We start from the raw sequence: 25,172 nt of genomic DNA on the forward strand, positions 1-25,172 counted from the left end.
CTACAAATAATTAGCCCCGCAGAACTTCTGGCTTTGCGGGGCTTTTTCTTATTGCTTCAGCCGTGATTACTCCGGCAACTCACAGCAACTTATCAGGTAGTCATAGGCATCAGGGCTCAGCTCCGGGCCAAGAACCCGCTTCAGATCGGCGTTGTAATCACCAAGCCATTTGATTTCCGCACGGGTCAGATCAACCATGTTGAGCATCTGCGGTTCAATCGGGATGTAAGAAAGGTTCTTGAAAGCGAGGAAACCATCGTCTTCCTCTACAATCTCGAAAAGGTTCTCAATCCGGATACCGTATTGATCTGCAACGTAATATCCCGGTTCAATGGACATCACCATGCCAGCAACAAGGTCCACCGGATTGTATGGCTTACCGATGCGTTGTGGTTGTTCATGAACAGAGAGGAAATGCCCTATACCGTGGCCGGTACCGTGATCATAATCGAGCCCTAAATCCCAAAGTGGTCTGCGGGCAAACCCATCGATGTGATGGCCTTGCGTTCCCTTTGGAAAACGCAGAGAAGCCAATGCCACAAAGCCTTTGAAAACAGCGGTGTAGGCGGCTTTGAACTCATAAGATGTTTCCGAAAATGCAAAGGTACGCGTCGCATCGGTGGTGCCATCCTGATACTGGCCGCCGGAATCCAGCAGATATGTGTGTTCAGGAAGGATCGCAGTATTTGAGGTATCCGTGGCTGCATAATGGCACATTGCAGCATTGCCAGCAGCAGCTGAAATGCTTCTAAAGCTTGGATAAACAAAGTCTTTCTGGCGTTTGCGTTCTGTCAGAATGCGCTCTTCCGCTTCCAGCTCGTACACCGGATCGCCTACCTTGTCTCTTTGCGGAACCTCCCGCTTCAACCACGCAGAAAACTCGGTCCACGCAATGCCGTCACGCACATGACAGTCGCGTAACCCTTTGAGTTCACTACCGTTCTTCTTAGCTTTGGTGAGCGTGATTGCGCCTTGTTCCATGACTGGAACGCCACCAGCAGCCTGAACAGCAAGACGGGTTGCGACGGGGGAGAACATCGGGTCGATCAGAACCTGCGTTCCTTTTCCGGTCATTTTTTCCAATGAGCCGATGAAACTTGCAGGGTCTGCGGTCTCTACATTTTCCAGTTCATACTCACCCAAGCTATTGGAAAGTTTACGAGAATCTACAAACCAACTCGCAGAGCCATCATCTTTCAGCAGCAGGAAGGAATGTGGGATAGGGTTAAATTCCACGTCATCGCCGCGAACATTTAGAAGCCAGGCGATGTTGTCGGGCTGGGTTTCAACCAGCGCCTTTGCGCCTTTGTTCTTCAGTTGCGTTGCAATCTCAGCGCGTTTCTCCAGGCTGGTTTTCCCAGCCTTTTCAAGGGAGTACGGTGTAATGGGTGAGAGTGGTTTGTCTGGTTGATCAGCCCAGACTGCATCGATGATGTTGCCAGGAGTAGCGATCAGTGTAGCGCCTGCTTCGTCTGCGCCACCAGCGAAGCGATCCCACAATGCGGAGGGGATAAGCATCGGATCGACGCCGATTTGCTGTCCTGCCTTTATATTGGCAGAAATCCAGTTTTCCAATGGTTCATCAAAGATATGCTGGTAGGAGAAGAACTCACTGCTACATTGGTTGCGCACCTGAACGGTGTAACGGCCATCAACAAACATAACTGCTTGATCTACCGTGACAATTGCCAGACCAGCGGATCCTGTGAAGCCGGTTGCCCATGCCAGACGCTCATCATGCGGGGCACAATACTCCCCCTGATGCTCGTCAAAACGCGGGATGATAACTGCATCCAGTCCGTTGCGCTTCAGCTCGTCTCGTATGAGGTTCAAGCGGTCTGTGGTTCTTTCAAATTTCTGATTTTCCAACATTTTTTGCTCGATCGTGTGATGGGGTTTTATGCTGATAAAAGAGCTTCGGCATGATGACAAGCCACATTACCGAGCTCGTCTAATGCCCTCAATCGGGGAGTTTCACTTTGGCATCGCCCTGATGCATGGGGACATCTTGCATGGAACGCGCAGCCCTTTGGCACGTTGAGCGGGCTGGGCAGTTCGCCGGAGATTGACGGGCGAGTATGGCGTTTGTCTGGATCAAGAGAAGGGGCCGCTGCCAGAAGAGCCTTGGAGTAGGGGTGTTTTGGGGCGTTAAAGAGCTGTTCTGAATCGCCGATCTCAACAATTGTGCCCAAATAAATCACCGCGACCCTGTGGGAGACATGGCGGACAAGTCTGAGGTCATGCGCTACAAACAGAATGGTCAGATCCAGTTTGTCCTGCAGTTCCAGCAGCAAGTTCACCACCTGTGCCTGTACCGAAACATCCAGCGCCGACACCAGTTCATCCGCAACCAGCACCTCCGGCTCAACCGACAAAGCCCGTGCAATAGCAATGCGTTGGCGTTGCCCGCCAGAAAACTCATGGGGCAACTTATCCGCAGCATCTTGCGGCAGGCGCACCAGATCAAGCAGCTCGGCAATGCGATCATTGATCTGTTCGGGAGGCCGCATGTTATGAACACGCAGAGCTTCCGTGAGCACCTGTCGGACTGTCATGCGGGGATTGAGGGAGGAGTAAGGGTCCTGAAACATCATCTGGACCTTGCGGTTATACTCCCGCAATGCCCCCGCATCTTTGGCGGCAACCTCTTGCCCGTCATAGCGGATGGTGCCTTTGTCAGCCTCATAAAGACGGGCCAGACAACGGGCTAAAGTGGACTTTCCGCAGCCGGATTCGCCAACAATGCCAAGGGTTTCACCCCGTTTCACCTCAAGGCTTACCCCGTTGAGTGCTTTAACGATGCGTTTTTCTTTGCGTTGAATTGCGTCGAAGAGGGTTCTTTTGAGCGGAAAGTGTAAATGAAGGTCTTCAACTTCCAAAACCGGAGCTTCATAGGTCATGCCAACACCTCCTCACGAATGTCTACTGTGAAATGGCAGGCAGATGAAATTCCATCCCCCAACACGGAGAGTGGTGGTTTACTACCAAGGCACACATCCTCCGCTTTGTGGCAGCGCGGCGCAAAGGCGCATCCTTTCGGCAGGGCATCCAGCGCCGGTGGTGTGCCGGGAACAGAGTACAGTGGTGTGCGGGGTGGAATGTTCTCCGGTACCGACTTCAGCAGCCCAAGTGTGTATGGGTGCCGAGGTCGTTTCAGGACATCACGAACTGAACCGGTTTCTACCAGGCGACCAGCGTACATCACCGCCACGCGATCACAGGTTTGTGCAACGACCCCCAGATCATGGGTCACCAGCACAATCGCCATATTGAGGTTTTTGGCCAGCGACAACAGCAGCTGTAGGATCTGATCCTGAATGGTCACGTCCAGCGCCGTGGTTGGTTCATCCGCCAGCAAAAGCTCCGGATTGGATGCCAGTGCGATGGCGATCATCACGCGTTGGCGCATGCCGCCGGAGAACTGGTGCGGGAAGTCTTTGAGGCGGGACGAGGCGCTGGGAATACCAACAGTATCCAGCAGTTCAATAGCGCGGGCTTTGCGGGCACGGCGATCCAGATCGGTGTGGGCTTTCAGGTTCTCCTCAATTTGCAACCCAATAGTGAGCAGCGGGTTGAGCGAGGTCATCGGCTCCTGAAAGATCATGGAGATCTGACTTCCACGAACGCACTGCAATTGCTTGTCTGTGCGGGTGAGCAGATCCTCTCCCTTCCAGTAAACATTGCCTTCTACTGTGCCGTAATCCCGTGCAAGGCCGATGATGGAGCGCAGACTGATGGATTTACCAGAGCCACTTTCGCCCACCAGACCAAGCACTTCGCCAGCGCGCACGTCAAAGGAGATGCCATCAACAGCGCGCAACGCGCGGCCTTTGCTGTGAAAGGTGGTTGTGAGGTCTCGAACCTGTAACAGGCTCTCGTTTTGGTTGGTCATTATGATGCCCCCCGTGGTCTGAGAACATCAGCAAGGCTGTCTCCAACAAGAGAGAAACCAAGCCCAGTCACAACAATCGCAATGCCCGGCATCAGGCTCATCCACCAGGCGGTGGTGATGAAGTTACGCCCTTCTGCGATCAGCACGCCCCATTCTGCCTGCGGTGGCTGTGCGCCAAGGCCGAGATAACCAAGAGAAGACCCAAGCAGGATGGCGAGCGCCATGTCGGTCATCCAATAGGTGATCAGCGGCGTTGTGGCGTTGGGCAACAAATGGCGGAAGATGATGCGGGTAGAGGAGTAGCCCATCACCCGTCCGGCAGAGGCATAATCGCTGGTCATTTGCGTCATGATTTCTGCACGGGTGAGGCGGGCATAGTAGACCCACTGTACAAGCGTCACCGCCACATACATGTTGGTCAGCCCCGGTCCCAAAACTGCAACAACTGCAATGACCAGCACCAGAAACGGGAAGGTGATGGTGACATCCACCAAGCGGCCAAAGAGCACATCGGCAATGCCGCCGTGATAGGCCACCAGCGATCCGACCACAACGCCAATCACCATGGCGAAGAAGGTGGCAAAAAACGCGATTTGCATATCAACCTGATACGCCCAGATCACGCGGGAAAGGGTGTCGCGGCCCAAATTGTCCGTGCCAAACGGATGCGCCCAGCTTGGTGACTTCTGGATCGCATTAAAGTCAAAGGCGTTGGGATCATATGGTGCAAACGCCCATGGGAACACAGCCAGCAGGATGGAAGAGGACAGGATGAAGAAGCCAAGCAGGAAGCCTGGACGAAGCAGAGCTTTGACCCGTGGATGGAGCTTTTTCTTCTGCGGCGTGCTGGCTTGGAGTGTATCGAGCTGGGTCATGACAGGCGTAACCTCGGATCAAGCCATGCCTGCACCATGTCGGTGAACAGAAACACGAGAGAAACCATAACAGCGAAGGTGAGGGTGAGGCCCTGTATCAGCGGGTAGTCACGGGCAAATATCGCCTCCAGCATCAACCGGCCAAGACCGGGAACCGCGAACACCGTCTCCGTCACCAGCGTTCCGCTCATCAAATTGCCGATGGAAAGGCCGAGCAATGTAACGGTGGAAATGAGCGCATTGCGCAGGACATGGCGACCCAGAATAACGCTTCGGGATAACCCCTTGGAGCGGGCAAACTGCACATAGTCGGCATCCAGCACCTCAATCACGGCAGATCGCAAATTCCGCATGATGATGGCGGAGGTGTAAAGCGCAACCGTCAACGCGGGCAACATCAAGTGGTGCAAGTGCTGCAAAAACGTCGTGCCATAACCACCAACCGGAAACAGTCGCAAGGAGGCGGCGAGGAAGGTGAGCAGCAGCAGGCCGATGTAAAACACAGGGGTCGACAAGCCGACCTGAAAACCACTGCGAATGGCAATGTCGAGCCCGCGGTTTTTGTTCAGCGCGGCGACAAAGGCCAATGGACCAGCAATGAGAATGGAAAGACAAACGGCATAAAGGGTGAGGAACGCGGTGACTGGAATGCGTTCTATAATAACGTCCAGAACAGGCGCTTTGAGAAGAATGGATGTGCCCATATCTCCACTCAAAGTGTTCTTTACAAAATAGAAGAACTGCATGACCAGCGGTTCATTTAACCCGAGTTTTTGGCGGATGAGTTCCAGCTGAGCTTCGGTGGCTTTGGCATCGGCCATGGCGATGGCCGGATCCCCTGGCAGCATACGTACCAGCAGAAAGATAACGACCATCACAAGAAGAAAGGTCGGAATAATCTGCAGCAGCCGTGACACCAGATAGGAAAGTGACGACATTCCTGAGTCCTAATAGGGCGTGAGCATTGAGAGCCGAAGCGACAGATAATGGGATTGACGCTTCGGCTTTCCGGATTGCATAGGGCAGACGGTCCGGTCCTGCCGTTTTCTGATCAGACCACCCGCTCCGTTTACTTCACACCCGGCTTACCTGTTGATGCAGGCCGGGTGCACTCAGAGGAGGAGTTATTTTGCAATCCACGCCGAGGAGAACTCATTGTTCCCCAACGGTGTCTGGAGATAACCGTTCACGTTGGCAGACAGAGCAACAGCAAATGGCGTTTCATAGAGGAACAGAAGCGGAGCCGCATCTGCATAGATTTCCTGCATGCGCTTGTACTGCTCACTGCGTTTTTCCGGATCGATCTCGGTGTTGGAGGCCTCAAAAAGGGAGTTGAACTCCGCGTTGTTCCAACCAGTCCCAACAGCTTTACGGGTTGGGTAATAACCCAGCCAACCTGCAACCTGTGCCGGATCATTCACATCATTCACCCAGCCATAGGTGTGAATGTCGAACTCACCGGAGCGGTTCTTCGCGCCGCGGGTCGGGTTATCAACCTGCTCCACTTTCACGTTGACGCCAATGGCGCCCCACATCTGCTGGATGGCAGCAAACAGAGTTGCGTCATCAGAAGAGCCTGCAAGTGTGGTCAGCGTGATTTCAGCCCCTTCAAGACCTGATGCAGCAGCAAGTTCTTTCGCCTTGGCAACATCATATGGGTAAAGCGGACCGCCATCATGTGCCAGCTGGGTTGTCGATGCCATCAGTGGGGATGTCATGGACTTGCCAGTGCCATGCGTGATCAGCTGAACCAGTGCATCCTTGTTGATGGCATAGTTCAGCGCCTGACGCGCCTCTTTGGTTGCCATCGGGTTTGGAGACCCATCGGCGCGGGTTTCACGCGAGTTGATCGGGCTGTAGATGATGCGGGTGGATGGATACAGCTCCATGTTGATCGCAGGGTCTGCCTTCAGCTCAGCCACGCGAGAGAATGGAACAAACTCAGCACCGTTCACTTCACCTGCCTGCAGTTTCAGGATACGGGTTGCATCATCCGGAATCACGACGAAGCTGACCTCATCCAGATACGGCAGTGGTTTACCGTCTTCGCCCTGACGCCAGTAATGCGGGTTGGCGGAAAATGTCATGGTGCTGCCGCGGCTACGATCTTTCAGCGTAAACGGGCCGGAAACAGGCGTACCGGGAGCGAAAAGAGCAGTTGCCTTTTCCTGATCGGTTGCCCCTGGCGCAGCGTCAAACGCGGCCTTGGACACGATCGCGGTGTTGAAAGTTGCCAGAATAGAGATGATGGTCGGGTCAGGGTTCTTCATGGCGAGCGTCACGCCATTGTCGGTCGCAGTGATACTTTCAACAGAGCCAAGAAGGCCAGACCATGGACCGAAATCAGGGTTGGTGGCGCGCTCCAGCGAAAACTTTACATCAGCTGGTGTAATTGCAGAACCATCGGAAAATTTGATGCCGTCGCGCAGGGTGATGGAGATGGTTTTACCATCTGCGGAAACCTCATAACCGGATGCGAGGCCCGGTACGATGGTTTTGCCATCTGCCTTGGTGCGGAGCAGGGTATCATAGAGGTTTGTGACCATCCAGATATCCGGGTTCCGGTCTGCATAGACTGGATCAACCAGATTGGAATCATCATAGCGGGCAAAGGTGAGCGTGCCACCACGTTCTACGGCCTGAGCCGAATTGATGGCGAGCATCGACACGCCTGCAAGCGCGGCAATCAACAAAGTCTTCATGATAGTCCCCTCAATTGATACACGCCGGACCTGCTTATTATTTTATGATGCATGGTGGCGTGCAGGTGGTGGCCTCTCCCAAAAATTCCATTAGCCACCGGTGATATATCAGTATTATCTCTGATATATCTCTGTTGGCAAGAGGCAAAACTCAGTAAAGAAGAATTTTCATGACAACAAATCTATGCGGGGAGATAGTTTAGAAGTGAAATATTGCTAAAATTGCAGTTTCACTGAGAGAAACTTGCGCCCATTCTTCCTAGGAAGCTTAGAGGTATTCTAACAATCTCGGAGCCAAACTATTGATGTATTCTGGAATGATGCTCTTCAAACGCGAAAACGCGGCGCAGGAATATTTTTCCGACACCGCGTTAAAAATGAAGCTCATTCATTGAACTGAGGGATATTTTCCCTCACGCAACCTGTTTTGGGGCAGCCTTTTGAAAGGCTTCAATCTGCTCTGTTTGCTCGAAAATAGCACTGATGCGCGTGAGGTGAGAGCGGTCTACGCCCCAGCGATCCGCATTGTAAACTTGCGGCACAAGGCAGATATCAGCCAGTCCCACCTGATCCCCATGACAGAACGTGCCGCTCTGCCCATCTGCCAGCATCTGCTCAAAAGCATCGAGGCCTTTGGCGATGAACTCACGCATCCAGTCAATTTTGACCTGATCATCTCCGCCAGCCAGCTCTACAATGCGCTGAACCACACCCAAGTTACAAACCGGGTGAATATCCATCGCGATTGCATGAGACAGCGCACGGACGCGGGCCCGTTCGCGGGCGGTGGATGGCAACAGGGCAGGGGATGGGTGCAGCTCATCCAGATATTCGATGATGGCGAGGGACTGGGTCAGCATATCGCCGTCCAGATCCAGCGACGGCACAAAGCCTTGCGGATTGCGGCTCAGGTTTTCATCGGCCTTTTGCTCGCCTTTGAGCAGATTGACCGTGACCATATCGTAGGAGAGCCCTTTCAGGTTCAGTGCGATGCGGACCCGGTAACTCGCGGAAGAACGCCAGTAATCATATAATTTTATGTTGCTCATCGTATTGGCGCCCCCTCCCAGAGCTCAATTCATGATCTTACGCGTATCCTTCCCCGAGAGTCGGTTCCCGACTTTTGAGGGGGATACGCTTTAGGTCCCGTCGGCAGCCTCGGCACTCATTTCCCCAATAAGTCCCTCTGCGTTTTTCTGCACCTTTTCCATCAATGTCAGAAGAACCGCCTGTTCTTCCGCTGAAAGGTTCCCAGTCAGTGCTGCTTCCACATCCCGGACCAACGGAATGACATCGTTGAATACGGCAAGGCCTTTTTCGGTCAGGCGCAGGACGGACTTGCGGCGGTCTTCTCCGTCAATGTCGCGGCGCAGGAACTCTTTCTTACGAAGGGCCTGCACAGCGCGGCTGACATTCACCTTGTCCATACTGGAGCGCTCGACGATCTCAGAGGCGGACAGCGCCTGATTGCGACCCAGAATTGCCATGGTGCGCCACTCAGAGACGCTGAGTCCGTACCGTTCCCGGTAAACACTTGAGACAGCAGTACTAACGGCAGTGCCAAAAACACGGACCTTATAGGGAAAGAACGACCCAAGCTGGAAGTCTTCCTTGTCCATCGTGTTATTCGCAGTCGCCATCATCATGTCTCGTTGGTTTAAAATGAAACTATTGCACACTCATACTTGCACAATCATCCTGATAGTATCAATTGCAACTATATGTCAAGAGCATGATCAACGTCTTTGATATATATCCAAAAGTATAATAATCAGCTATTTTTAGCCATTTTGCAGCATTTTAGCCCGCTTTCTTACGCTTAGGGAATTTGTTTTGGCGGAAAATGTTATTGACAAAGTTACAAGTGAAACTATTCTGAGATTAGATAAATTACAGATTGCCTGAGTCTGGGAGGACTTTGCTGTGATCTTCAATTGCCAAGGATGTGTTATGACGAGTTGGATCGAGAGTGCGAACGCACCGCACTGCCATTTCCCAATCCAGAATCTTCCCTACGGTGTGTTTGCCAAAAATGGAGAAGAGCCACGATGTGGTGTTGCGATCGGTGACATGGTTGTTGACATGGCTGTGCTGGAATCTGCCGGTCTGCTCAAGGCGGGCGGCACCACCACCGTTTTCGATAAGCCAACTCTGAATGACTTCATGGGCCTTGGCAAAACATCCTGGGACAGCATTCGCGAACAGCTGACTTCCCTGTTTGCAAAAGGCGGCAATGACGCGCTTTCCGGCAACGATACGCTGAAAGCAAAAGCGCTGGTGCCTATGAGCGCGGCGCAGATGTTCCTGCCCTTTGCAGTTTCCGAATACACCGACTTTTACGCCGGCAAGCAGCATGCCATGAACATTGGCACCATCTTGCGCGGCGCTGAGAATGCACTACCACCAAACTGGTTGCATATCCCAATCGGATACAATGGCCGCGCCTCAACGGTCATTGTATCCGGTACAGATATCAAGCGCCCATTGGGCCAGACCAAAGCGCCAACCGCTCAGGTCCCATCTTTCAAAGCCTGTGCGCGCCTCGACATTGAGCTGGAAATGGGCGCTGTTGTTGGGACGCCAAGCACCATGGGTCAGCCGATCACCGTGCAGGAAGCCGATGACATGATCTTCGGTTACGTGCTGCTCAACGACTGGTCCGCCCGTGACATTCAGGGCTGGGAATACCAGCCGCTTGGTCCGTTTCAGGCAAAAGCATTCGCAACCTCCATCAGCCCATGGGTTGTAACGAAGGCAGCGCTGGAATCCTTCCGCACCAGCACACCGGAGCGTGAAAAGGAACTTCTGCCTTACCTCAATGAGCCGGGTCCGATGATCTACGACATCGAGCTACAGGCCTACATGCAGCCGGAAGGCGCTGATAAAGCGACACTGCTCTGCCACACCAACTACAACCGCATGTACTACTCTGCGGCACAGCAGCTGACACACCATGCCATTGGCGGCTGTAAAATGAACACGGGCGACTTGCTCGGCTCTGGCACCATTTCCGGTGCAGAAAGGTGCGAGTTTGGCTCCCTGATGGAACTCACATGGGGTGGCAAAGAGCCAATCACTCTGGACAGCGGTGAAAGCCGCACGTTCATCGAGGACGGTGACACCCTGACGCTGACAGGCTGGGCGCAGGGCGATGGCTTCCGCATTGGCTTCGGCGAATGCACCGGCAAAATTCTGCCAGCTCCAGATTTCAAAGCTTAATTAGGATAGTGACGATGGCTAAAGCATTTGCATCCAGTGGCGACATGGAAGCCAAAAAGATCTCCTTCACCGAAGTTGGACGCGATCTGTACGCGTTCACCGCTGAAGGTGATCCAAACACCGGCGTTATCATTGGTGATGACAGCGTCATGGTGGTTGATGCGCAGGCGACCCCTGTCATGGCTCAGCTCGTGGTTGATAAAATCCGCGAAGTGACTGACAAGCCGATCAAATACGTGACCTTGTCGCACTACCACGCTGTGCGCGTGCTGGGAGCATCCGGTTACGGCGCTTCAGAAATCATTGCCTCTGAAAAGTGTGAGGGCATGATCTATGAGCGCGGTCAGGAAGACTGGGACTCCGAGTTCGGTCGCTTCCCACGCCTGTTTGATGCAGCAGACTCCATTCCGGGCCTCACATGGCCAACCATGACCTTCAAAGACCGCATGACCATCAACATGGGCAGCCGCAAGGTTGAGCTGATGCATCTGGGCCGTGCCCACACTGCAGGCGACATTGTTGCATGGGTTCCCGATGAAGGCGTGATGTTCACTGGTGACATTGTTGAGTACTACTCTGCTTGTTACTGCGGCGACGGTCACTTCAAGGACTGGGGCAACACGCTCGACGCAATCAAAGCCTACACTCCAGACGCAATTGCACCGGGTCGCGGTGATGCGCTTGTGGGTCAGGACATGGTCAACAAAGCCATTGAAAACACGCGCGACTTTGTTGAGAGCACCTATAAACCAGCCGCCCGCGTGGCAGTACGAGGCGGCACGCTGAAAGAAGCATGGGACGCAGTGCGCGCAGAATGCGATCCGAAATTCGCTGACTACGCAATCTACGAGCATTGTCTGCCATTCAATGTCGCACGCGCTTTTGACGAAGCTCGCGGCATTGACACCCCCCGTATCTGGACAGCCGAACGCGATCAGGAAATGTGGGCAGCATTGCAGGGCTAACTAAGCGACAGGGATTGGATTTTCGTGATGAAGGTACTTTGGGCAGGACTAGCGCTTCTAATGAGCATCAGCTCTGCTCAGAGCTGCCAGATTGATAGTAAGTTCGATCCTTTTTACTACGCAAATTCAGCGGACACAGTGCTAATTGGTGATATTTCTCAGTACAAGGCGTTCGCGATTGAAAAACACGGCATCAAATTCAAGTTTGCGAAGTTCTTTGTAACACCTAAGCAGCTCTTTTCAGGCGTTCATGAAGACCCGTTTTGGGCAGTATGGTGGTCAACAGTTCGGTTTAGTCCCCCTTCCCAAAGACCTGGGACTTCGCTCATAGCTCTCCGCAGCCAAAGTGACCCACACGGATTTAATGTATCTAAAGAAGTCCTTCAAGACACCGTTGGAAATGACTTCTTAGAGGTCCTCCAAGACCTTTGTTACCCGGAATCAGCGATATTCCACCCTCATTCGCCTGAAGCACAGGCAATCATTGAAGTACTCGGAAAACAAACCGAAGCGGAACAATAATTTCTGAGCGGATACCAAACATCGAAACTGGGAGGTTTTGACTTGAAAAAGATTTTCGAAGTTCCGCTTTATCCATATGTCCGGTCGCCGGATCAGGATGCGGAAAAGGCAGTGCGCCATAAGGTTGTTGTGGTGGGAGCAGGCCCGATTGGTCTAGCCGCAGCAATTGAACTGGCTATGCAGGACGTTGAAGTTGTTGTTGTCGACGACAACGACAAAGTGAGCTGGGGTTCCCGTGCGGTTTGCTATGCAAAGCGTCCGCTGGAAATCCTCGACCGCATTGGCTGTGGTGATCAGTTTGTCGACAAAGGCGTTCAGTGGAACGTGGGCAAGGTGTTCTTTGACGAGCGTCAGGTTTATCAGTTTGACCTGTTGCCAGAAGACGGCCACAAGCGTCCGGCTTTCATCAACCTGCAACAGTATTACTTTGAAGAGTATCTGGTTGACCGGGTCAAAGAGCTGCAAGCACAGGGCAAGCCTATCGAGATCCGGGGCAACAACAAGGTTGTCTCCGTAGATCAGGGCAGTGACTTTGCAACTGTTGAGCTGGAAACACCGGAAGGCAATTACTCCGTTGAAGCCGACTGGGTGATCGCGTGTGATGGCGCAGCCTCTCCAATCCGTGCCATGATGGGTATGGATTTTGTAGGCCGCATCTTTGAAGACAACTTCCTGATTGCTGACGTGGTCATGGAAGCGAACTTCCCGACGGAGCGCTGGTTCTGGTTCGATCCGCCATTCAACCGTGGTCAGTCCGCTCTTCTTCACAAGCAGCCAGACAATGTGTGGCGCATCGATCTCCAGCTTGGCTGGGATGTCGACAAGGAAGAAGAGAAGAAGCCGGAAAACGTCATTCCACGCCTGAAAGCCATGCTGGGCGAGGATGTGAACTTCGAGCTTGAGTGGGTTTCCATCTACACCTTCCAGTGCCGCCGTATGGAACAGTTCCGCAAAGGCCGTGTGATCTTTGCGGGTGACAGTGCTCATCAGGTGTCTCCGTTTGGTGCCCGCGGTGCGAACTCCGGCCTGCAGGACACAGACAACCTGATCTGGAAGCTGAAGCTGGTGATGGACGGTACGGCACCAATGAGCCTGCTGGACACATACGATGAAGAGCGTGTTTTTGCGGCTGAAGAGAACATTTTGAACTCTTCGCGCTCCACCGACTTCATCACGCCGAAATCTGCGATCAGCCGTGTGTTCCGCAATGCTGTGCTGGACCTTTCCGAGGCTGCCGAGTTTGCCCGCCCGCTGGTCAACTCCGGTCGTCTGTCCGTTCCGGCCACTTATGACGGGTCTTCTCTGAACAGTGATGATTGTGCTGGCATGCCAGTGCGCTCCCGTCCGGGCTCTCCGGCAGCAGATGCACCAACGGCGAATGGCTGGTTGCTGGATCAGATGGGCAACAAATTTCAGTTGCTGGCAATCAACACAGATGTGCCAGACACTGTCGATGTTGGCGGTGTAACCATCTCTGCCCTGCACGTGAACGCGACCGACGAGATCAAGGATCGTTATCTGGGAGACAAGTCTTCCGCTGTTTATCTGATGCGCCCGGACCAGCACGTTGCTGCCCGTTGGGAGACCTATGACGGAGCAAACGTCGCACAGGCCCTGAACCGCGCTATCGGCATTTTTGAGCAGGAGGCCGCACAATGAGCCATCTGAATACAAAAGCAAACATCGCCAAACCGGACGAGTTTTATCACGATCTTCTGGTTCTGCATGAAGGACGTTCTGAAGAGGAAAGCGAAGCGCTCAACGCCAAGCTGGTTCTCATTCTTGCCAACCACATCGGGGATGCAAGTGTTCTTCGTGAAGCAATGGACCTGGCTTCCAAAACACAGGCCAGAATACAGGGAGGAGGCGAGGCTTAATCGCCTCGGTTAGAGTCTTATGAAAATTGAGCAAATTCACCACGTTGCCTACCGTTGTAAAGACGCAAAAGAGACCGTTGAGTGGTACACCAAAAACCTCAACATGGACTTCGTACTGGCCATTGCAGAGGACAAGGTTCCTTCCACACACGAGCCTGATCCGTACATGCATCTGTTCCTTGATGCAGGCAACGGCAACGTGCTGGCATTCTTTGAACTGCCAACAAAGCCGGAAATGGGCCGCGACGAGAACACACCAATCTGGGTGCAGCACATTGCCTTCAAAGTGAAGGACCGTGAAACTCTGATCGAGTTTAAAGAGCACCTTGAAGGCAACGGCATTGATGTGCTGGGCGTGACAGATCACTCCATCTTCCACTCCATTTACTTCTTCGATCCAAACGGACACCGCGTCGAGCTGGCATGTCCAGATCCTGCAGAAGAAGAGAAACTCAAGCGTCTCGATGCTGTGAAGTGGGACATGCTGGAAGAGTGGAGCCGCACCAAGAAAGCGCCAAAACACGCTGACTGGCTGCACGCAAAAGAACTCGGCAAAGCCTAGGATCAGGATTGCCTGAAGAATGGGGACTGGGAGGTTCCCGTTCTTCACCCAACAAAATGATTTTATTGGTATCTTTAGGGAGGGAGCCATGGAATTCTTGAAGACGAAAGTTGCCCGCCGCACGCTGCTTGGCATGGCAACAGCTGCCATGTTGGCGCCAACTGCATTTGCAACCGCTGCTTACGCAGAAACCAAGCTGGTTCTTTCCAGCTGGCTGCCACCACGCCACCCGATTGTGGTCAACGCAATCAAGCCCTGGGCAAAGGAAGTTAAGAAGGTTACCGATGGCCGCGTTTCTGTGCGCGTTCTGGCGAAATCTGCTGGCGCTCCACCTGCGCACTTTGACATGGCGGCGGATGGTGTTGTCGACATCACATACGGTCTGCATTCCTTCACCAAAGACAACCGTTTCCAGCGCTCCCGCATCGGCCAGTTCTCCTTCCTTGGAGATGACGCTGTTTCCGGCTCCAAAGCATTTTGGGATGTTTACGCAAACGATCTGGATGCACAGGCAGAGCACAAAGGTACCAAGGTTCTTGGCCTCTTTGTTCACGGTCCGGGCGTGTTCCATAACAACGTGCGCAAGCTGAACACTCCAGCAGACATCGAAGGCCTGAAGATCCGTGTTCCGGGCGGTTACATTGCTGATCTGGCAAGCGATCTTGGCGCGTCTCCGCTGTTCATGCCATCCGGCGAAGTCTATGAGACCCTGTCTCGCGGCATCATCGACGGTGTGACTTTCACCTATGAAGCGTTGACCGCGTTCAAACTGCTGGACCACGTCAAATATTCCATGCGCGTTCCAGGTGGCATCTACAACACCACATGGTTCCTCGTGATGAACGAAGGCAAGTGGGACGGTATTTCTGCTGAAGATCAGGCTGCCATCATGGCAATCTCCGGCGATGCTTTTGCTGAGCGTGTGGGTAAGGCATGGAACGGTGCGGATGAAAAAGCAATCGAACGCATCAACAAAGCTGGCATCGAAATTTATGATGCATCTCCTGAAATGGTTGCGGCCATCAAGGAAAAAGCTGCTGCCTATGAGACCGAATGGGCAAAGGCTGTTGCAGAAGATGGCTTTGACGGCACTGCTGCTCTCAAAAAATTCCGTAAATCTACAGGCGTAGAAAAGTGATCGGGTCTAACAACTCTTCAGGGGGCGCATCGCGGGTGCGCTCCCTCGCCAACCTCATTGAGCTTGGCCTTGGAATATGTTGCGCGTTACTCCTCGCGGGTCTGACTGGCCTTACAGTCGTTGATGTTGTTGGCCGTTACTGGTTCAACGCTCCTGTTCGCGGTGCTTTTGAGATCACCCAGCTGATGCTTGGTGCTCTGGTTTTTACAGCTTTGCCGCTGACAACCTCTCGTAAAGAACATGTTGAAGTGGACATGATCTACGGCATGGTTCCTCCGGTCATGCAGTCTCTGATGAAGGGCATTGCCTGGTCTGTTTCCACTGTCACGCTCCTGATCCTCTCCTGGCGGCTGGCTGCACACGCAGAACGCCTTATGGAAGATGGAGCCGTCACCAATGCTTTGGACATCCCATTGGCACCCCTTGCCTGGATCGCTGCTGTCTCTGCGCTGCTGAGCGCCGGTTACACATTCGTATTCTTCAAAAAAGCATTCCGCAGAGGTTTTTAAAGTCATGTTCGAATCCCTTGTCGGCTTTGCAGCTCTGCTCGTCCTCATTTTCCTGCGCGTGCCAATCGCCTTCGCTATGATCTTTATCGGGGCGGCTGGTTTTGCGTGGCTGCGCGGTTGGTCTGCCACATGGTCTGTTGTCAGCAGCGTAGGTTTTGAAACCAGCCTGTCTTACTCGCTTTCTGTGGTTCCGCTGTTCATCCTCATGGGCAATCTGCTCACTATCTCCGGTGTCAGCCACGGCCTTTATGCTGCTGCAAACCGCCTGCTCGGCGGCGCGCGCGGAGGTCTTGCCATGGCATCAGTTGTGGCGTGCGGCGGGTTCTCAGCTGTTTGCGGATCATCTCTCGCGACAGCGGCCACCATGTCCAAAGTGGCCATGCCGTCCATGCGCAAGTACGGTTATGCAGACAGTCTGGCCTCTGGTTCCATCGCCGCTGGCGGTACGCTTGGGATCCTCATTCCGCCATCTGTTGTGATGATCATCTACGGCCTGCTGACGGAGTCCGACATTGGCAAATTGTTCGTCGCTGGTGTCATTCCGGGTATTCTGGGGCTTCTGCTTTACATCGGCGCCATCTATGTCGCCACTTTGATCAACCCGTCTCTCGCACCCAAAGCTGAAGGTGTTGAACCCTTCACCCGCAAAGAAAAGCTCGGTGTCTTTGCTGTGCTCGGCCTGTTTGCTGTGATCATGGTTGGCATTTATGGCGGGCTCTTCACGCCCACTGAGGCTGCTGGTATCGGCGCTGGAACAGCGTTCCTGATCGCGTTGCTGATGGGTGGCATGACCATTCGAAATCTCTACCAAGCCATGCTGGAGAGTGCCCGCACCACGGCCATGATCTTCATGATCATTATTGGCGCGGAAGTGTTTTCCAACTTCGTGAACTTTGCTGGCCTGCCGGACACACTGGCAGAATGGGTGCTTGAGCTTGAAGTCAACGCCTACATGGTGATCCTCGGCATCGTGCTCATCTACATCGTACTTGGTTGTGTGCTGGAGAGCCTCTCCATGATCCTGCTGACCGTGCCTGTGTTCTACCCGCTCATTCTGGAGTTGGACTTTGGCACAGAAGTACTGAACGATCCGGAAGCCGTGCTCATCTGGTTTGCAGTCATTGTGGTGGTGGTTACCGAGATAAGTCTGATCTCACCACCGGTCGGGCTCAATGTTTTCGTGCTGCGCAACGTCCTGCAGGATGTCAAACTTTCCACGATCTTCAAGGGCGTGTTCCCATTCTGGGTATCCGACCTTGTACGCCTCGCGCTGCTGATCGCGTTCCCGTGGTTCTCTTTGTGGCTCGTTGGAGCCATGTAACCACACCGGATCTGAGATCAACGAAAAAAGGGAGGGCACCAGCTCTCCCTTTTGGCATTTTAGGGCCGCGTACTCATCTCGCATCCTAACAAACGCACGAACCGGCAATTAACCCGCAAGGCCCATAGTAGCTGCAACCATAATAAGGCTGAGGGTTTCATGGCTCCTAACATCGCCATTATCGGGGCTGGCCCAACCGGGCTCACTGCTGCGATTGAGCTCAAGCGTCGCGGCATAATTCCAACTATATTTGAAGCACGCAACTGTCTGGGTGGACAGTGGGCCTATGAGGTTCTCACGGACGAGCCCGTTGATGTACGCGATCCGCAAAGCCAGAGCGTCTATTCCGCAATGTACCCCAAGCTTTGGGCCAACCTGCCCAAACGCGCCATGCAAATCAGCGATTACAAGCTGCCGGAAGACTTACAATTGTTTCCGGGCCGCGTGGATGTGCTGGATTACATTGATGCAACCGCCAGAGAAGCAGGTATCCAGCCGCTCATCGAGTTCAACACACCGGTCAAGCATGTTGCCAAGGCTGGCGATGGTTGGCGTGTGAGCACTGAAGGCACCGAAAAGATCTTCACGCATGTGATTGTCGCAACCGGAAAGGACAGCTACCCCAACATTCCCAAGATCGCAGGACTGGAAAGTTTTGAAGGACCAGTCACTCATTCGCAGTCTTACCGCCTGCCGAACCTTTATGAAGGCAAGCGCGTTGTTTTGATTGGAGCCTGCGTTTCCTCAGAGGACATATCGCTGGACCTGAGCCCACATGCCGAGCAGGTGTATATCTGTGGTACGTTCCCACCAAACGGTCACAAATGCTATGTGCGCGACGGGCTTTACGGGGAGGGGCTCAATATAAGCCAGCATGCACGGCCAGAGCGCATCGAAGGACGTAAAGTCTACCTGCAAAACGGGGAAGTCCTGCACAACGTGGATGATATCATCCTGTGTACGGGATACATCTACAACTTCCCCTTCCTGAAAGGCTCTCTGGATGACATTGAAATAAGCGGGTGCTCCATGGGACCGCTGTATCTGAACATGTTTTACCCACCAGACCCGACCCTTATTTTCCTCGGTCTGCCGCGGTTCACCGTCCACTTCGCCAACATTCATCTGCAAAGCATTTATTGCGCAAAGATCTTAAGCGGAGAATTGGATCTACCACCTACCAATGAGATCAACAGGGAAATCGCCAATGGTGGCTGTGTCCTGCAAAAGAACCCTGCCAATTTGGAAGAGTACCACAACAGCGTGTTCGAGAGCTTTACCAGGCTGAGCGACATGACCGGAGAGCCTGACCTGGATTGGAAGACCTTTTTAAACACGCTCAACGACCATAAACGCCAGTACCAGCAAAACTACCGTCTTCACCCCTTCACCTACGACCTGAAGGAATAGAGCAAAACGGCCGTTCTGATCTGCTGCACCCACTGCAACTCGCCTCTTGCCTTTATGCGATTCGTATACGATATGTATATTAATCATATAAAGGGCCATTTCCATGGGCATTGTAAAAATCTCTGATGACCTGCATGAAGAAATCAGAAAAGCGAGCACAGTCATGTCTCGCTCCATCAACGCGCAAGCAGAATTCTGGATCAAAATGGGTATGCTAGCAGAGTTGAACCCAACACTCAGCTACACAGAACTGGTTCAACAACAGCTCAAAGCTTGTAAGGTCGCTCCCCCAGAGGTGATCGAGACATGAGCGCGATCATCATCAAAAACGCCGATGAAATCACCCTGATGCGCCAGTCCGGCAAGCTTCTCGCGCAAGTCTTCAAAATGCTGGAAGACGTTGTGAAGCCCGGTGTTTCTACGCTTGAGATAAATGATCGGGTAGAAGATTACATCGTCAACCAACTGCAAGCCCGCCCAGCCAGCAAAGGCCAATACGGCTATAAGTTCGCGCTCAACTCCTCCATCAACGAAGTTGTTTGCCACGGCATACCTGATCAAAACCGCAAGCTGACAGCCTCAGATATCATCAATGTAGATATTACATTGGAGAAGGACGGCTTCATCGCAGATTCCAGCACCACCTTTGTGATGCCCGGCGCCTCCCGCAAAACACAAAAGCTGGTCAAGACCACTTACAAGGCCATGTGGGCGGGCATCAAAGAAGTCCGCCCCGGCGCAAGATTGGGCGATGTGGGTGCTGCCATCCAACAACTGGCAGAAAAGGCCGGCTACTCAATCGTGCGTGATTACTGCGGCCACGGCATTGGCCGCGACATGCACGAAGGCCCTTCCGTGATGCACTTTGGCAAACGAGGCACTGGAGTAGTCCTGAAGGAAGGTATGACCTTCACCATCGAGCCCATGGTCAATGCAGGTACAGACCTCACCGTTACCAAAGAAGACGGCTGGACAGTAGAAACTCTCGACCGCAAACCATCAGCCCAATGGGAACACACAGTGCTGGTGACAAACGATGGCTTTGAAGTGCTGACATTGCGAGATGGGGAGAAGGTGCCTGAGTAGGAGGAGCTGGGCTCTCGCATTCTCCCCCTATGGCAGTTCTCAAAAGAAATCTAAACGTCCCTGCAGGCATTGTTCACCTGTGGGGACGTTTTGGAGTGTCAATGAACCGCCAGCCTATGCCAGCTCAGGCTCTGCTTTAGCTCGCTGTGTTGCATGAAGAGTACTGCGTTTGTATTGCTGCCAGTCCTCGGCGTAATCACAGTCCAGATACTCTTCGAAATAAGGGCCACCATAGGTGTAGTGAACAAGGGCAGCCTCTGGGTTGTATGGATAATCCTCGACCAGATGGTTCCAGACAAGCGGCAGAGAACCTATCTGCTTGTCATCTCCAAGCCATTTGAACTGGTGCAGTTCGAGGCCTGACCGAGTGTTTACATATTCTGGCGTTAGCGCTTTGCACTTGGCATTATTGAACATCATAACGCTCGACCAGTTCTTCTTCTCATATTTGGACTGGACGTTATTGAGGAACTTCGTATCACTCACTGGCGTGTAATCATGCTTGCAGCACATCACGGCATAGTCGTCATCACGCATGTTCCAAAGCTCTGCGATATCTTTTCGCACGATCATGTCGCAATCCATAAAGATCGACCAGCCTTCATAATTGGACAAATACGGCGCCAGAAAGCGACTGAATGAGAACTCGGTGGATTGAAGAGGATGCTTCTCACGCTTGAAGATACTGCGTACGTTATTCAGAGCAATGGGCGTGATGGAAAGTGGGAGGGATGAGTTCTCAATTATGCTTTGAACAAGCACATGATAGGCAATCGTTTCATTGGAATCATAACCGATGAATATTCGAACACTCTCTGACATTTTGCGAACCACCGTTCAGCTGAGAAAAAAACTTCACAAACGAGATGGCGCAATTTGAATGGAAAATGTCAGACTAATAAATCCGCAAGTTCATGCTGTGTTTTAATGCCTTGTCATATCCCATAGATCATTGATATATTTTAATAATTCTAAGGTCAGGCATAACTGTAGAGCAATCATTGATCTTTCTGGCTTTGCCAAATTCTTTAGTTTAGTTAATTGTCCGCAGTGCATTGCAAAGTTAGGTTGCTGTCACTGACGCATATCGTCCAAATAAGGACTCAATGCCGATATCGCTCTTCAGCCTCATAATACACATCAAAGCCGACAGCCTTTTGCAGGTCTTCAAAGGTCATGGCAGGGTCAGTGAAGATGCCTCGATTCATCTTATCCAAGGCCTCCTGCTGCGCTTTGATCATGCTCATCAGGCCGGTGAACGGGTAGGTTGAGATGGCGAAACCAAGCTCCTGAAGCTCAGCTGGTTGAAGGAACGGTGTTAGTCCGCCCTCCAGCATGTTTGCCATTTTAGGTCCTTCAACTTCGTCACAGTAGCGTTTCATTTCTTCAATGGTCCGCGGCGCTTCCACAAAGGTCATGTCAGCACCGATTTCGCGGAAGGTTTTGGCGCGCTCTATGGCTTCATCCAGGCCATGCTCGGCGCGGGCATCTGTGCGGGCAAGCACCAGAATATCTGCGCCTTCGTTCTTCGCATCTACAGCCGCCCGAATGCGCATGAAGGCTTCCTCACGATCCACCACGTGTTTGCCTTTCGTGTGACCGCAGCGTTTGGGCGCCAACTGATCTTCAATCATCACGCAGGCCATACCGGCATTGGCATAGCCCTTGACTGTGCGTTTGACGTTGAGAGCGTTTCCATAACCTGTATCACCATCCCCAATCACGGGAATGTCGGTCGCACCGGCAATGTTACGGGCCTGATCAACCATTTCTGCATAGGAGATGAGGCCTGCATCCGGTTGTCCGAGACGAGCCGCGGAAACACCAAATCCGCTCATGAAGGCAAGAGGGAAACCGGCTTGCTCGATCAGGCGAGCGGAGAGGGCATCCCAGCAACAAGGCGTTACATTCAGTTTGCCGCTTTCGAACAGATCTTTAAGCACCTGAGCTTTTGACATTTTTATGAGCCCATTTTCTATGTGTTGTAAGGGATATACAGGGCAAGCCCTTGCCAAAAGTAAAGCAGGGCGGCAGTTGCCAGCATCATGAGTGCAAACGGCCACGCACCTTTGGCGACCTCTGACAATTTCGCCCCGCCAACAGCTTGAATAATAAAGAGGTTCATTCCCACGGGTGGTGTAATCAGCGCAGTCTCGATGAGCACCACGAAAAAGATGCCAAACCAGATCGGATCAATGGACATTCCCACTAGCGCAGGAAACAGGACTGGCACCATGATCAGCAACATGCTGAGAGATTCCAGAAAGAAGCCAACGATCAGCAACACCAGACCAACGGCGAGTATAAACAGGCCCGGCTCGGAGATGTTGGTGGTGAGTAGTGTGGAGATATCCTGCGGCAACCGATAAAGAGTGATGGCGTAGGAGAAGACCTTTGCCCCCGCAATGATGAGGAACACCATGGTGGTGGTCTTCATGGATTTATAGGTGGCTTCCTTCATCTTCTCCCAGTTCATCCGCCCCATGACGAATGTGATGAGAAGCGCCATGACAAAGCCAATGCCAGCACTCTCCGAAGGTGTGGCGATACCCATGTAGATGGACCCGATGATAGATCCAGCCAGCAACACGGTCGGCAGAGCCATGAAGGTCGCGCGTTTGCGTTCCACCCAGCTCGCTTTCTCAATGCGCTCATAATTGCTGTTAAAGCGCGAGTAGAGCATGCCATAGACGATGAACACACTGGCAAGAAACAGGCCGGGCCCAATACCCGCAAGGAACAGCTTCGGGATCGAGCTTTCCGTTACAATGCCGTAAAGGATCAGTGGGATAGACGGCGGAATGAGGATACCCAGCGTTCCACCAGCGGCCAGCATACCCAGCACAAACGGGCGCTCATATCCGCGTGAGGTCATCTCGGGGATCGCCACCGTCGCGATGGTTGCAGCAGTCGCCACGGAAGAGCCTGAAACAGCAGAAAACAGGCCGCAAGACAGAATCGTTGCGACACCAAGTCCACCCGGCCAGTGACCGACCCAGCTTTGCACAGCTGCAAACAAGTCTTTGCCAACCCCGCCTTTCAGCAGCACGTTGGACATGAGCAGGAACATGGGCACGGCTAGCAGCTCAAAACTGTCCATAGAGCCATAAAGGCGCTGGGGGACGGCATTCAGTGGCAACGGGAAATACCAGAGCAAGAAAACGCCTAGTGAGCCTAATGCAAACGCGACCGGGACACGGAGAACAAGAAGCAGCAGCAGGGCTGCGAGAATGAGAAACGCAGTCATGTGTAGCCCCTAAATCTCATGTTGCAAGGTGTCATCAGCAGGCACCCCATCACGCCAAATCTTTACAGCTTCGGCAATGGATTGCAGGCCCAGCAAGGCAAAGCCAACCCAGACTGAGGCATGCGTGAACCACTTGGGTAAAGCCAGATAAGTATCTGTGGTGTGGCCCCGCAAAGTGGACTTAAGCCAGAGACCATAACCGTACCAAACTGCGGTTATGCAGAAGATCAGGATCACCAGAATGGAGAAGGTCTCAACCATCTTACGCAACACCGTATCCGGGCGCCGGAAGGCAACATCGATAACGATCATTTCGCGGTGCTTAAGCGCAAAGGCTGCGGCAAGATAAGCCCCCCAGATCTGACCGATCCGAGAGACTTCATCCACCCACACGGTCGGGCTGTTGAAGACGTACCGGGAGACGACTTCGTAACAGATGAAAAAACCAATTGCGAAAAACACCCAGGCAGCCAACTTGCCGGTGAATTCGGAAATATGATCGATGAGCTTAATCACGGCTGAGCACCAAATGGATTTGCCGGAGAGCAGACACGCACTGTTTGGAGTGATCATTATGTGCAGTCGGCTCCCTCAAAATAAAGGGGATCCTAAAACAGGATGGGAGAAAAGGAGCCGCATGGCTCCCTTTCCATATCAAGTTGAAGACCTGGGCAGGCAAACCTGCCCGTAAATCTTACATGCCTTTTGCAGCATCAATGGCTTGCTGACCAACTGGGCCAGCCGCTTCCACAAAACGGTCCTGAACAGAGGCTGTTGCTTCCACCCATTTGGCGCGTTCTTCATCGCTCAAGCGGATCACGTTGATCTTGTCCTTGACGCTTTCAACCAAAGCATCTTCACCGGAATACACCTGATCACGCAGCTGTTTCTCGACAACAGCTGCTGCATCCAGAATGATCTGCTGGTTTTCAGCTGAAAGGCTCTCAAAGAACTCGTTGTTGATCACGGCAACAAACTCAATGGCGAAATCATAGGAGAGGGTCATGTTCTCCATAACTTCATAGAGCTTGCGGCTGGTTACGCCAGAAGTACCAGTCATGCCCACATCAACTGCACCCTGCTGATAAGCGAGGAACTGCTTGGAACCAGACATCAGAGTTGGTGCACCGCCAAGGGCTTCGACAGTCCAACCAAGGACTTTGCCGTAGGTCCGAACTTTTTCGCCTTTGATGTCTTCAGGGGTTCTGATCGGATCACCGTTGTTGAGGTAGATGTTACGGCCATAGGCCTGCCACCACAAAACGCGGGCACCGGTTTCTTCCAGTACGGCTTTGTCGAGAATCTCACGCATCGGCGAGCCATTGGCAGCAGCTGCTCTCAGGTGGTCTTCATCACGGAAGAAGAACGGCAAGTTGACAATCTCAACAGCAGGAACGGAGCCAGCGAAACGACCAAGAAACGCTGAGCCAGCTTCAATCGCACCGGAACCAACAGCTTCAGGCACCTCTTTGTCCTTAAACAGCTGAGCGGACGGGAACAGCTGAAGACTCAGGTCTCCACCCGATTTCTCCTCAATGATTTCCTTGAAGGCATTCCAGTTCTGGCCAAGGCTATGGCTTTCAGGCAGCTGTAAAGTAACGCGAATTGTATCTGCAGCCATTGCGGTAGCGCATGACAAGGAAAGCGCAGCCGCGCCCAGCATTGAAATTAGTTTTACTCTCATAGGTGTCCCTCTCCCAAAACAAATCTCTTGAAATATGTGGTATATTAGAGAGTGTTTTTTGCGGAAGTACAGGCCGTTATTGCTGAGAAAATGTAATTATATTGTCCAGATCTCTCAATTCCAGCTGGCAAGAAAAGCGCCTCTTGTCTGCGATGCCTTTCGG

The 25,172-nt window shown here is 52.8% G+C and carries 25 protein-coding genes; 12 read left to right on the forward strand and 13 right to left on the reverse strand.

Annotation, left to right across the window (positions count from 1 at the left end):
- Positions 1–66: 66 nt before the first annotated feature.
- The 8 genes from DHN43_RS17835 to DHN43_RS17870 all read right to left on the reverse strand — a co-directional run bounded on the left by DHN43_RS17835 (position 67) and on the right by DHN43_RS17870 (position 9,109).
- On the reverse strand, positions 67–1,872 hold the full coding sequence (locus DHN43_RS17835) for a M24B family metallopeptidase (protein WP_108819518.1): 1,806 nt from the start codon (positions 1,870–1,872) through the stop codon (positions 67–69).
- A 26-nt stretch (positions 1,873–1,898) separates the two neighbouring features.
- On the reverse strand, positions 1,899–2,900 hold the full coding sequence (locus DHN43_RS17840) for an ABC transporter ATP-binding protein (protein WP_108819519.1): 1,002 nt from the start codon (positions 2,898–2,900) through the stop codon (positions 1,899–1,901).
- Positions 2,897–3,892: an ABC transporter ATP-binding protein gene (locus tag DHN43_RS17845; protein WP_108819520.1), complete on the reverse strand. Its 996-nt coding sequence runs from the start codon at positions 3,890–3,892 to the stop codon at positions 2,897–2,899. Before DHN43_RS17845 ends, DHN43_RS17840 begins: the two co-directional genes overlap by 4 nt.
- The gene (locus DHN43_RS17850; RefSeq protein ID WP_108819521.1) at positions 3,892–4,767 is read right to left on the reverse strand and encodes an ABC transporter permease; all 876 of its coding nucleotides are present in this window, start codon (positions 4,765–4,767) and stop codon (positions 3,892–3,894) included. The genes DHN43_RS17845 and DHN43_RS17850 overlap by 1 nt, the downstream gene beginning before the upstream one ends.
- The gene (locus DHN43_RS17855; RefSeq protein ID WP_063297141.1) at positions 4,764–5,705 is read right to left on the reverse strand and encodes an ABC transporter permease; all 942 of its coding nucleotides are present in this window, start codon (positions 5,703–5,705) and stop codon (positions 4,764–4,766) included. Before DHN43_RS17855 ends, DHN43_RS17850 begins: the two co-directional genes overlap by 4 nt.
- A 186-nt stretch (positions 5,706–5,891) precedes the next feature.
- Positions 5,892–7,469 carry an ABC transporter substrate-binding protein gene (locus tag DHN43_RS17860; RefSeq protein ID WP_108819522.1) on the reverse strand — a complete coding sequence of 526 codons (1,578 nt, stop codon included), beginning with the start codon at positions 7,467–7,469 and terminating at the stop codon, positions 5,892–5,894.
- A gap of 413 nt (positions 7,470–7,882) precedes the next feature.
- Entirely contained in the window at positions 7,883–8,518 is a 636-nt protein-coding gene (gene maiA / locus DHN43_RS17865) for a maleylacetoacetate isomerase (RefSeq protein ID WP_063298883.1), read from the reverse strand.
- 90 nt (positions 8,519–8,608) lie between these two features.
- Positions 8,609–9,109 carry a MarR family winged helix-turn-helix transcriptional regulator gene (locus tag DHN43_RS17870; protein ID WP_208995480.1) on the reverse strand — a complete coding sequence of 167 codons (501 nt, stop codon included), beginning with the start codon at positions 9,107–9,109 and terminating at the stop codon, positions 8,609–8,611.
- Positions 9,110–9,419: 310 nt separating this feature from the next.
- On the opposite strand from DHN43_RS17870, the gene fahA reads away from it, so the two are divergent.
- From fahA to map, 12 genes are all read left to right on the forward strand, one after another.
- Entirely contained in the window at positions 9,420–10,688 is a 1,269-nt protein-coding gene (gene fahA / locus DHN43_RS17875) for a fumarylacetoacetase (RefSeq protein WP_108819523.1), read from the forward strand.
- Positions 10,689–10,702: 14 nt separating this feature from the next.
- Positions 10,703–11,653 carry an MBL fold metallo-hydrolase gene (locus DHN43_RS17880; protein WP_108819524.1) on the forward strand — a complete coding sequence of 317 codons (951 nt, stop codon included), beginning with the start codon at positions 10,703–10,705 and terminating at the stop codon, positions 11,651–11,653.
- A 27-nt stretch (positions 11,654–11,680) separates the two neighbouring features.
- Entirely contained in the window at positions 11,681–12,175 is a 495-nt protein-coding gene (locus tag DHN43_RS17885; protein WP_108819525.1) for a hypothetical protein, read from the forward strand.
- A gap of 42 nt (positions 12,176–12,217) precedes the next feature.
- A complete protein-coding gene (locus DHN43_RS17890; RefSeq protein ID WP_108819526.1) occupies positions 12,218–13,834 on the forward strand; it encodes an FAD-dependent oxidoreductase in 1,617 nt (538 codons plus the stop codon).
- Positions 13,831–14,052, forward strand: coding sequence for a DUF2783 domain-containing protein (locus DHN43_RS17895; protein WP_063287586.1), 222 nt, complete (start codon positions 13,831–13,833; stop codon positions 14,050–14,052). The genes DHN43_RS17890 and DHN43_RS17895 overlap by 4 nt, the downstream gene beginning before the upstream one ends.
- A 19-nt stretch (positions 14,053–14,071) precedes the next feature.
- A complete protein-coding gene (locus tag DHN43_RS17900; protein ID WP_057461348.1) occupies positions 14,072–14,614 on the forward strand; it encodes a VOC family protein in 543 nt (180 codons plus the stop codon).
- A gap of 88 nt (positions 14,615–14,702) precedes the next feature.
- Entirely contained in the window at positions 14,703–15,752 is a 1,050-nt protein-coding gene (locus tag DHN43_RS17905; RefSeq protein WP_063293428.1) for a TRAP transporter substrate-binding protein, read from the forward strand.
- A gap of 35 nt (positions 15,753–15,787) precedes the next feature.
- A complete protein-coding gene (locus DHN43_RS17910; RefSeq protein ID WP_057461350.1) occupies positions 15,788–16,261 on the forward strand; it encodes a TRAP transporter small permease in 474 nt (157 codons plus the stop codon).
- A gap of 4 nt (positions 16,262–16,265) precedes the next feature.
- Positions 16,266–17,582 carry a TRAP transporter large permease gene (locus DHN43_RS17915; protein ID WP_063287583.1) on the forward strand — a complete coding sequence of 439 codons (1,317 nt, stop codon included), beginning with the start codon at positions 16,266–16,268 and terminating at the stop codon, positions 17,580–17,582.
- Positions 17,583–17,741: 159 nt separating this feature from the next.
- The gene (locus DHN43_RS17920) at positions 17,742–18,992 is read left to right on the forward strand and encodes an NAD(P)-binding domain-containing protein (protein WP_108819527.1); all 1,251 of its coding nucleotides are present in this window, start codon (positions 17,742–17,744) and stop codon (positions 18,990–18,992) included.
- Between the two features lie 103 nt (positions 18,993–19,095).
- The gene (locus DHN43_RS17925) at positions 19,096–19,302 is read left to right on the forward strand and encodes a ParD-like family protein (RefSeq protein WP_057461352.1); all 207 of its coding nucleotides are present in this window, start codon (positions 19,096–19,098) and stop codon (positions 19,300–19,302) included.
- Positions 19,299–20,078: a type I methionyl aminopeptidase gene (map, locus tag DHN43_RS17930; protein WP_108819528.1), complete on the forward strand. Its 780-nt coding sequence runs from the start codon at positions 19,299–19,301 to the stop codon at positions 20,076–20,078. Before DHN43_RS17925 ends, map begins: the two co-directional genes overlap by 4 nt.
- A gap of 114 nt (positions 20,079–20,192) precedes the next feature.
- On the opposite strand, the gene DHN43_RS17935 is transcribed toward map, so the two are convergent.
- The 5 genes from DHN43_RS17935 to DHN43_RS17955 all read right to left on the reverse strand — a co-directional run bounded on the left by DHN43_RS17935 (position 20,193) and on the right by DHN43_RS17955 (position 25,009).
- Positions 20,193–20,900 carry a glycosyltransferase gene (locus DHN43_RS17935; RefSeq protein WP_063303113.1) on the reverse strand — a complete coding sequence of 236 codons (708 nt, stop codon included), beginning with the start codon at positions 20,898–20,900 and terminating at the stop codon, positions 20,193–20,195.
- Between the two features lie 281 nt (positions 20,901–21,181).
- Positions 21,182–22,036: an isocitrate lyase/PEP mutase family protein gene (locus tag DHN43_RS17940; RefSeq protein WP_108819529.1), complete on the reverse strand. Its 855-nt coding sequence runs from the start codon at positions 22,034–22,036 to the stop codon at positions 21,182–21,184.
- 17 nt (positions 22,037–22,053) lie between these two features.
- Entirely contained in the window at positions 22,054–23,325 is a 1,272-nt protein-coding gene (locus DHN43_RS17945) for a TRAP transporter large permease (RefSeq protein ID WP_108819530.1), read from the reverse strand.
- Positions 23,326–23,334: 9 nt separating this feature from the next.
- A complete protein-coding gene (locus DHN43_RS17950; protein WP_108819715.1) occupies positions 23,335–23,841 on the reverse strand; it encodes a TRAP transporter small permease in 507 nt (168 codons plus the stop codon).
- Positions 23,842–24,019: 178 nt separating this feature from the next.
- Positions 24,020–25,009 carry a TRAP transporter substrate-binding protein gene (locus DHN43_RS17955; RefSeq protein WP_063287577.1) on the reverse strand — a complete coding sequence of 330 codons (990 nt, stop codon included), beginning with the start codon at positions 25,007–25,009 and terminating at the stop codon, positions 24,020–24,022.
- Positions 25,010–25,172: the final 163 nt, after the last annotated feature.

It is taken from the genome of Pseudovibrio sp. Alg231-02, from assembly GCF_900143565.1.
Lineage (GTDB): Bacteria > Pseudomonadota > Alphaproteobacteria > Rhizobiales > Stappiaceae > Pseudovibrio.

Bases quoted from the DNA above. Each gene is read 5' to 3' on its own strand.
- DHN43_RS17835 (WP_108819518.1), bottom strand. From the start codon at position 1,872: ATGTTGGAAAATCAGAAATTTGAAAGAACCACAGACCGCTTGAACCTC.
- DHN43_RS17840 (WP_108819519.1), bottom strand. From the start codon at position 2,900: ATGACCTATGAAGCTCCGGTTTTGGAAGTTGAAGACCTTCATTTACAC.
- DHN43_RS17845 (WP_108819520.1), bottom strand. From the start codon at position 3,892: ATGACCAACCAAAACGAGAGCCTGTTACAGGTTCGAGACCTCACAACC.
- DHN43_RS17850 (WP_108819521.1), bottom strand. From the start codon at position 4,767: ATGACCCAGCTCGATACACTCCAAGCCAGCACGCCGCAGAAGAAAAAG.
- DHN43_RS17855 (WP_063297141.1), bottom strand. From the start codon at position 5,705: ATGTCGTCACTTTCCTATCTGGTGTCACGGCTGCTGCAGATTATTCCG.
- DHN43_RS17860 (WP_108819522.1), bottom strand. From the start codon at position 7,469: ATGAAGACTTTGTTGATTGCCGCGCTTGCAGGCGTGTCGATGCTCGCC.
- maiA (WP_063298883.1), bottom strand. From the start codon at position 8,518: ATGAGCAACATAAAATTATATGATTACTGGCGTTCTTCCGCGAGTTAC.
- DHN43_RS17870 (WP_208995480.1), bottom strand. From the start codon at position 9,109: ATGGCGACTGCGAATAACACGATGGACAAGGAAGACTTCCAGCTTGGG.
- fahA (WP_108819523.1), top strand. From the start codon at position 9,420: ATGACGAGTTGGATCGAGAGTGCGAACGCACCGCACTGCCATTTCCCA.
- DHN43_RS17880 (WP_108819524.1), top strand. From the start codon at position 10,703: ATGGCTAAAGCATTTGCATCCAGTGGCGACATGGAAGCCAAAAAGATC.
- DHN43_RS17885 (WP_108819525.1), top strand. From the start codon at position 11,681: ATGAAGGTACTTTGGGCAGGACTAGCGCTTCTAATGAGCATCAGCTCT.
- DHN43_RS17895 (WP_063287586.1), top strand. From the start codon at position 13,831: ATGAGCCATCTGAATACAAAAGCAAACATCGCCAAACCGGACGAGTTT.
- DHN43_RS17900 (WP_057461348.1), top strand. From the start codon at position 14,072: ATGAAAATTGAGCAAATTCACCACGTTGCCTACCGTTGTAAAGACGCA.
- DHN43_RS17905 (WP_063293428.1), top strand. From the start codon at position 14,703: ATGGAATTCTTGAAGACGAAAGTTGCCCGCCGCACGCTGCTTGGCATG.
- DHN43_RS17915 (WP_063287583.1), top strand. From the start codon at position 16,266: ATGTTCGAATCCCTTGTCGGCTTTGCAGCTCTGCTCGTCCTCATTTTC.
- DHN43_RS17920 (WP_108819527.1), top strand. From the start codon at position 17,742: ATGGCTCCTAACATCGCCATTATCGGGGCTGGCCCAACCGGGCTCACT.
- DHN43_RS17925 (WP_057461352.1), top strand. From the start codon at position 19,096: ATGGGCATTGTAAAAATCTCTGATGACCTGCATGAAGAAATCAGAAAA.
- map (WP_108819528.1), top strand. From the start codon at position 19,299: ATGAGCGCGATCATCATCAAAAACGCCGATGAAATCACCCTGATGCGC.
- DHN43_RS17935 (WP_063303113.1), bottom strand. From the start codon at position 20,900: ATGTCAGAGAGTGTTCGAATATTCATCGGTTATGATTCCAATGAAACG.
- DHN43_RS17940 (WP_108819529.1), bottom strand. From the start codon at position 22,036: ATGTCAAAAGCTCAGGTGCTTAAAGATCTGTTCGAAAGCGGCAAACTG.
- DHN43_RS17945 (WP_108819530.1), bottom strand. From the start codon at position 23,325: ATGACTGCGTTTCTCATTCTCGCAGCCCTGCTGCTGCTTCTTGTTCTC.
- DHN43_RS17955 (WP_063287577.1), bottom strand. From the start codon at position 25,009: ATGAGAGTAAAACTAATTTCAATGCTGGGCGCGGCTGCGCTTTCCTTG.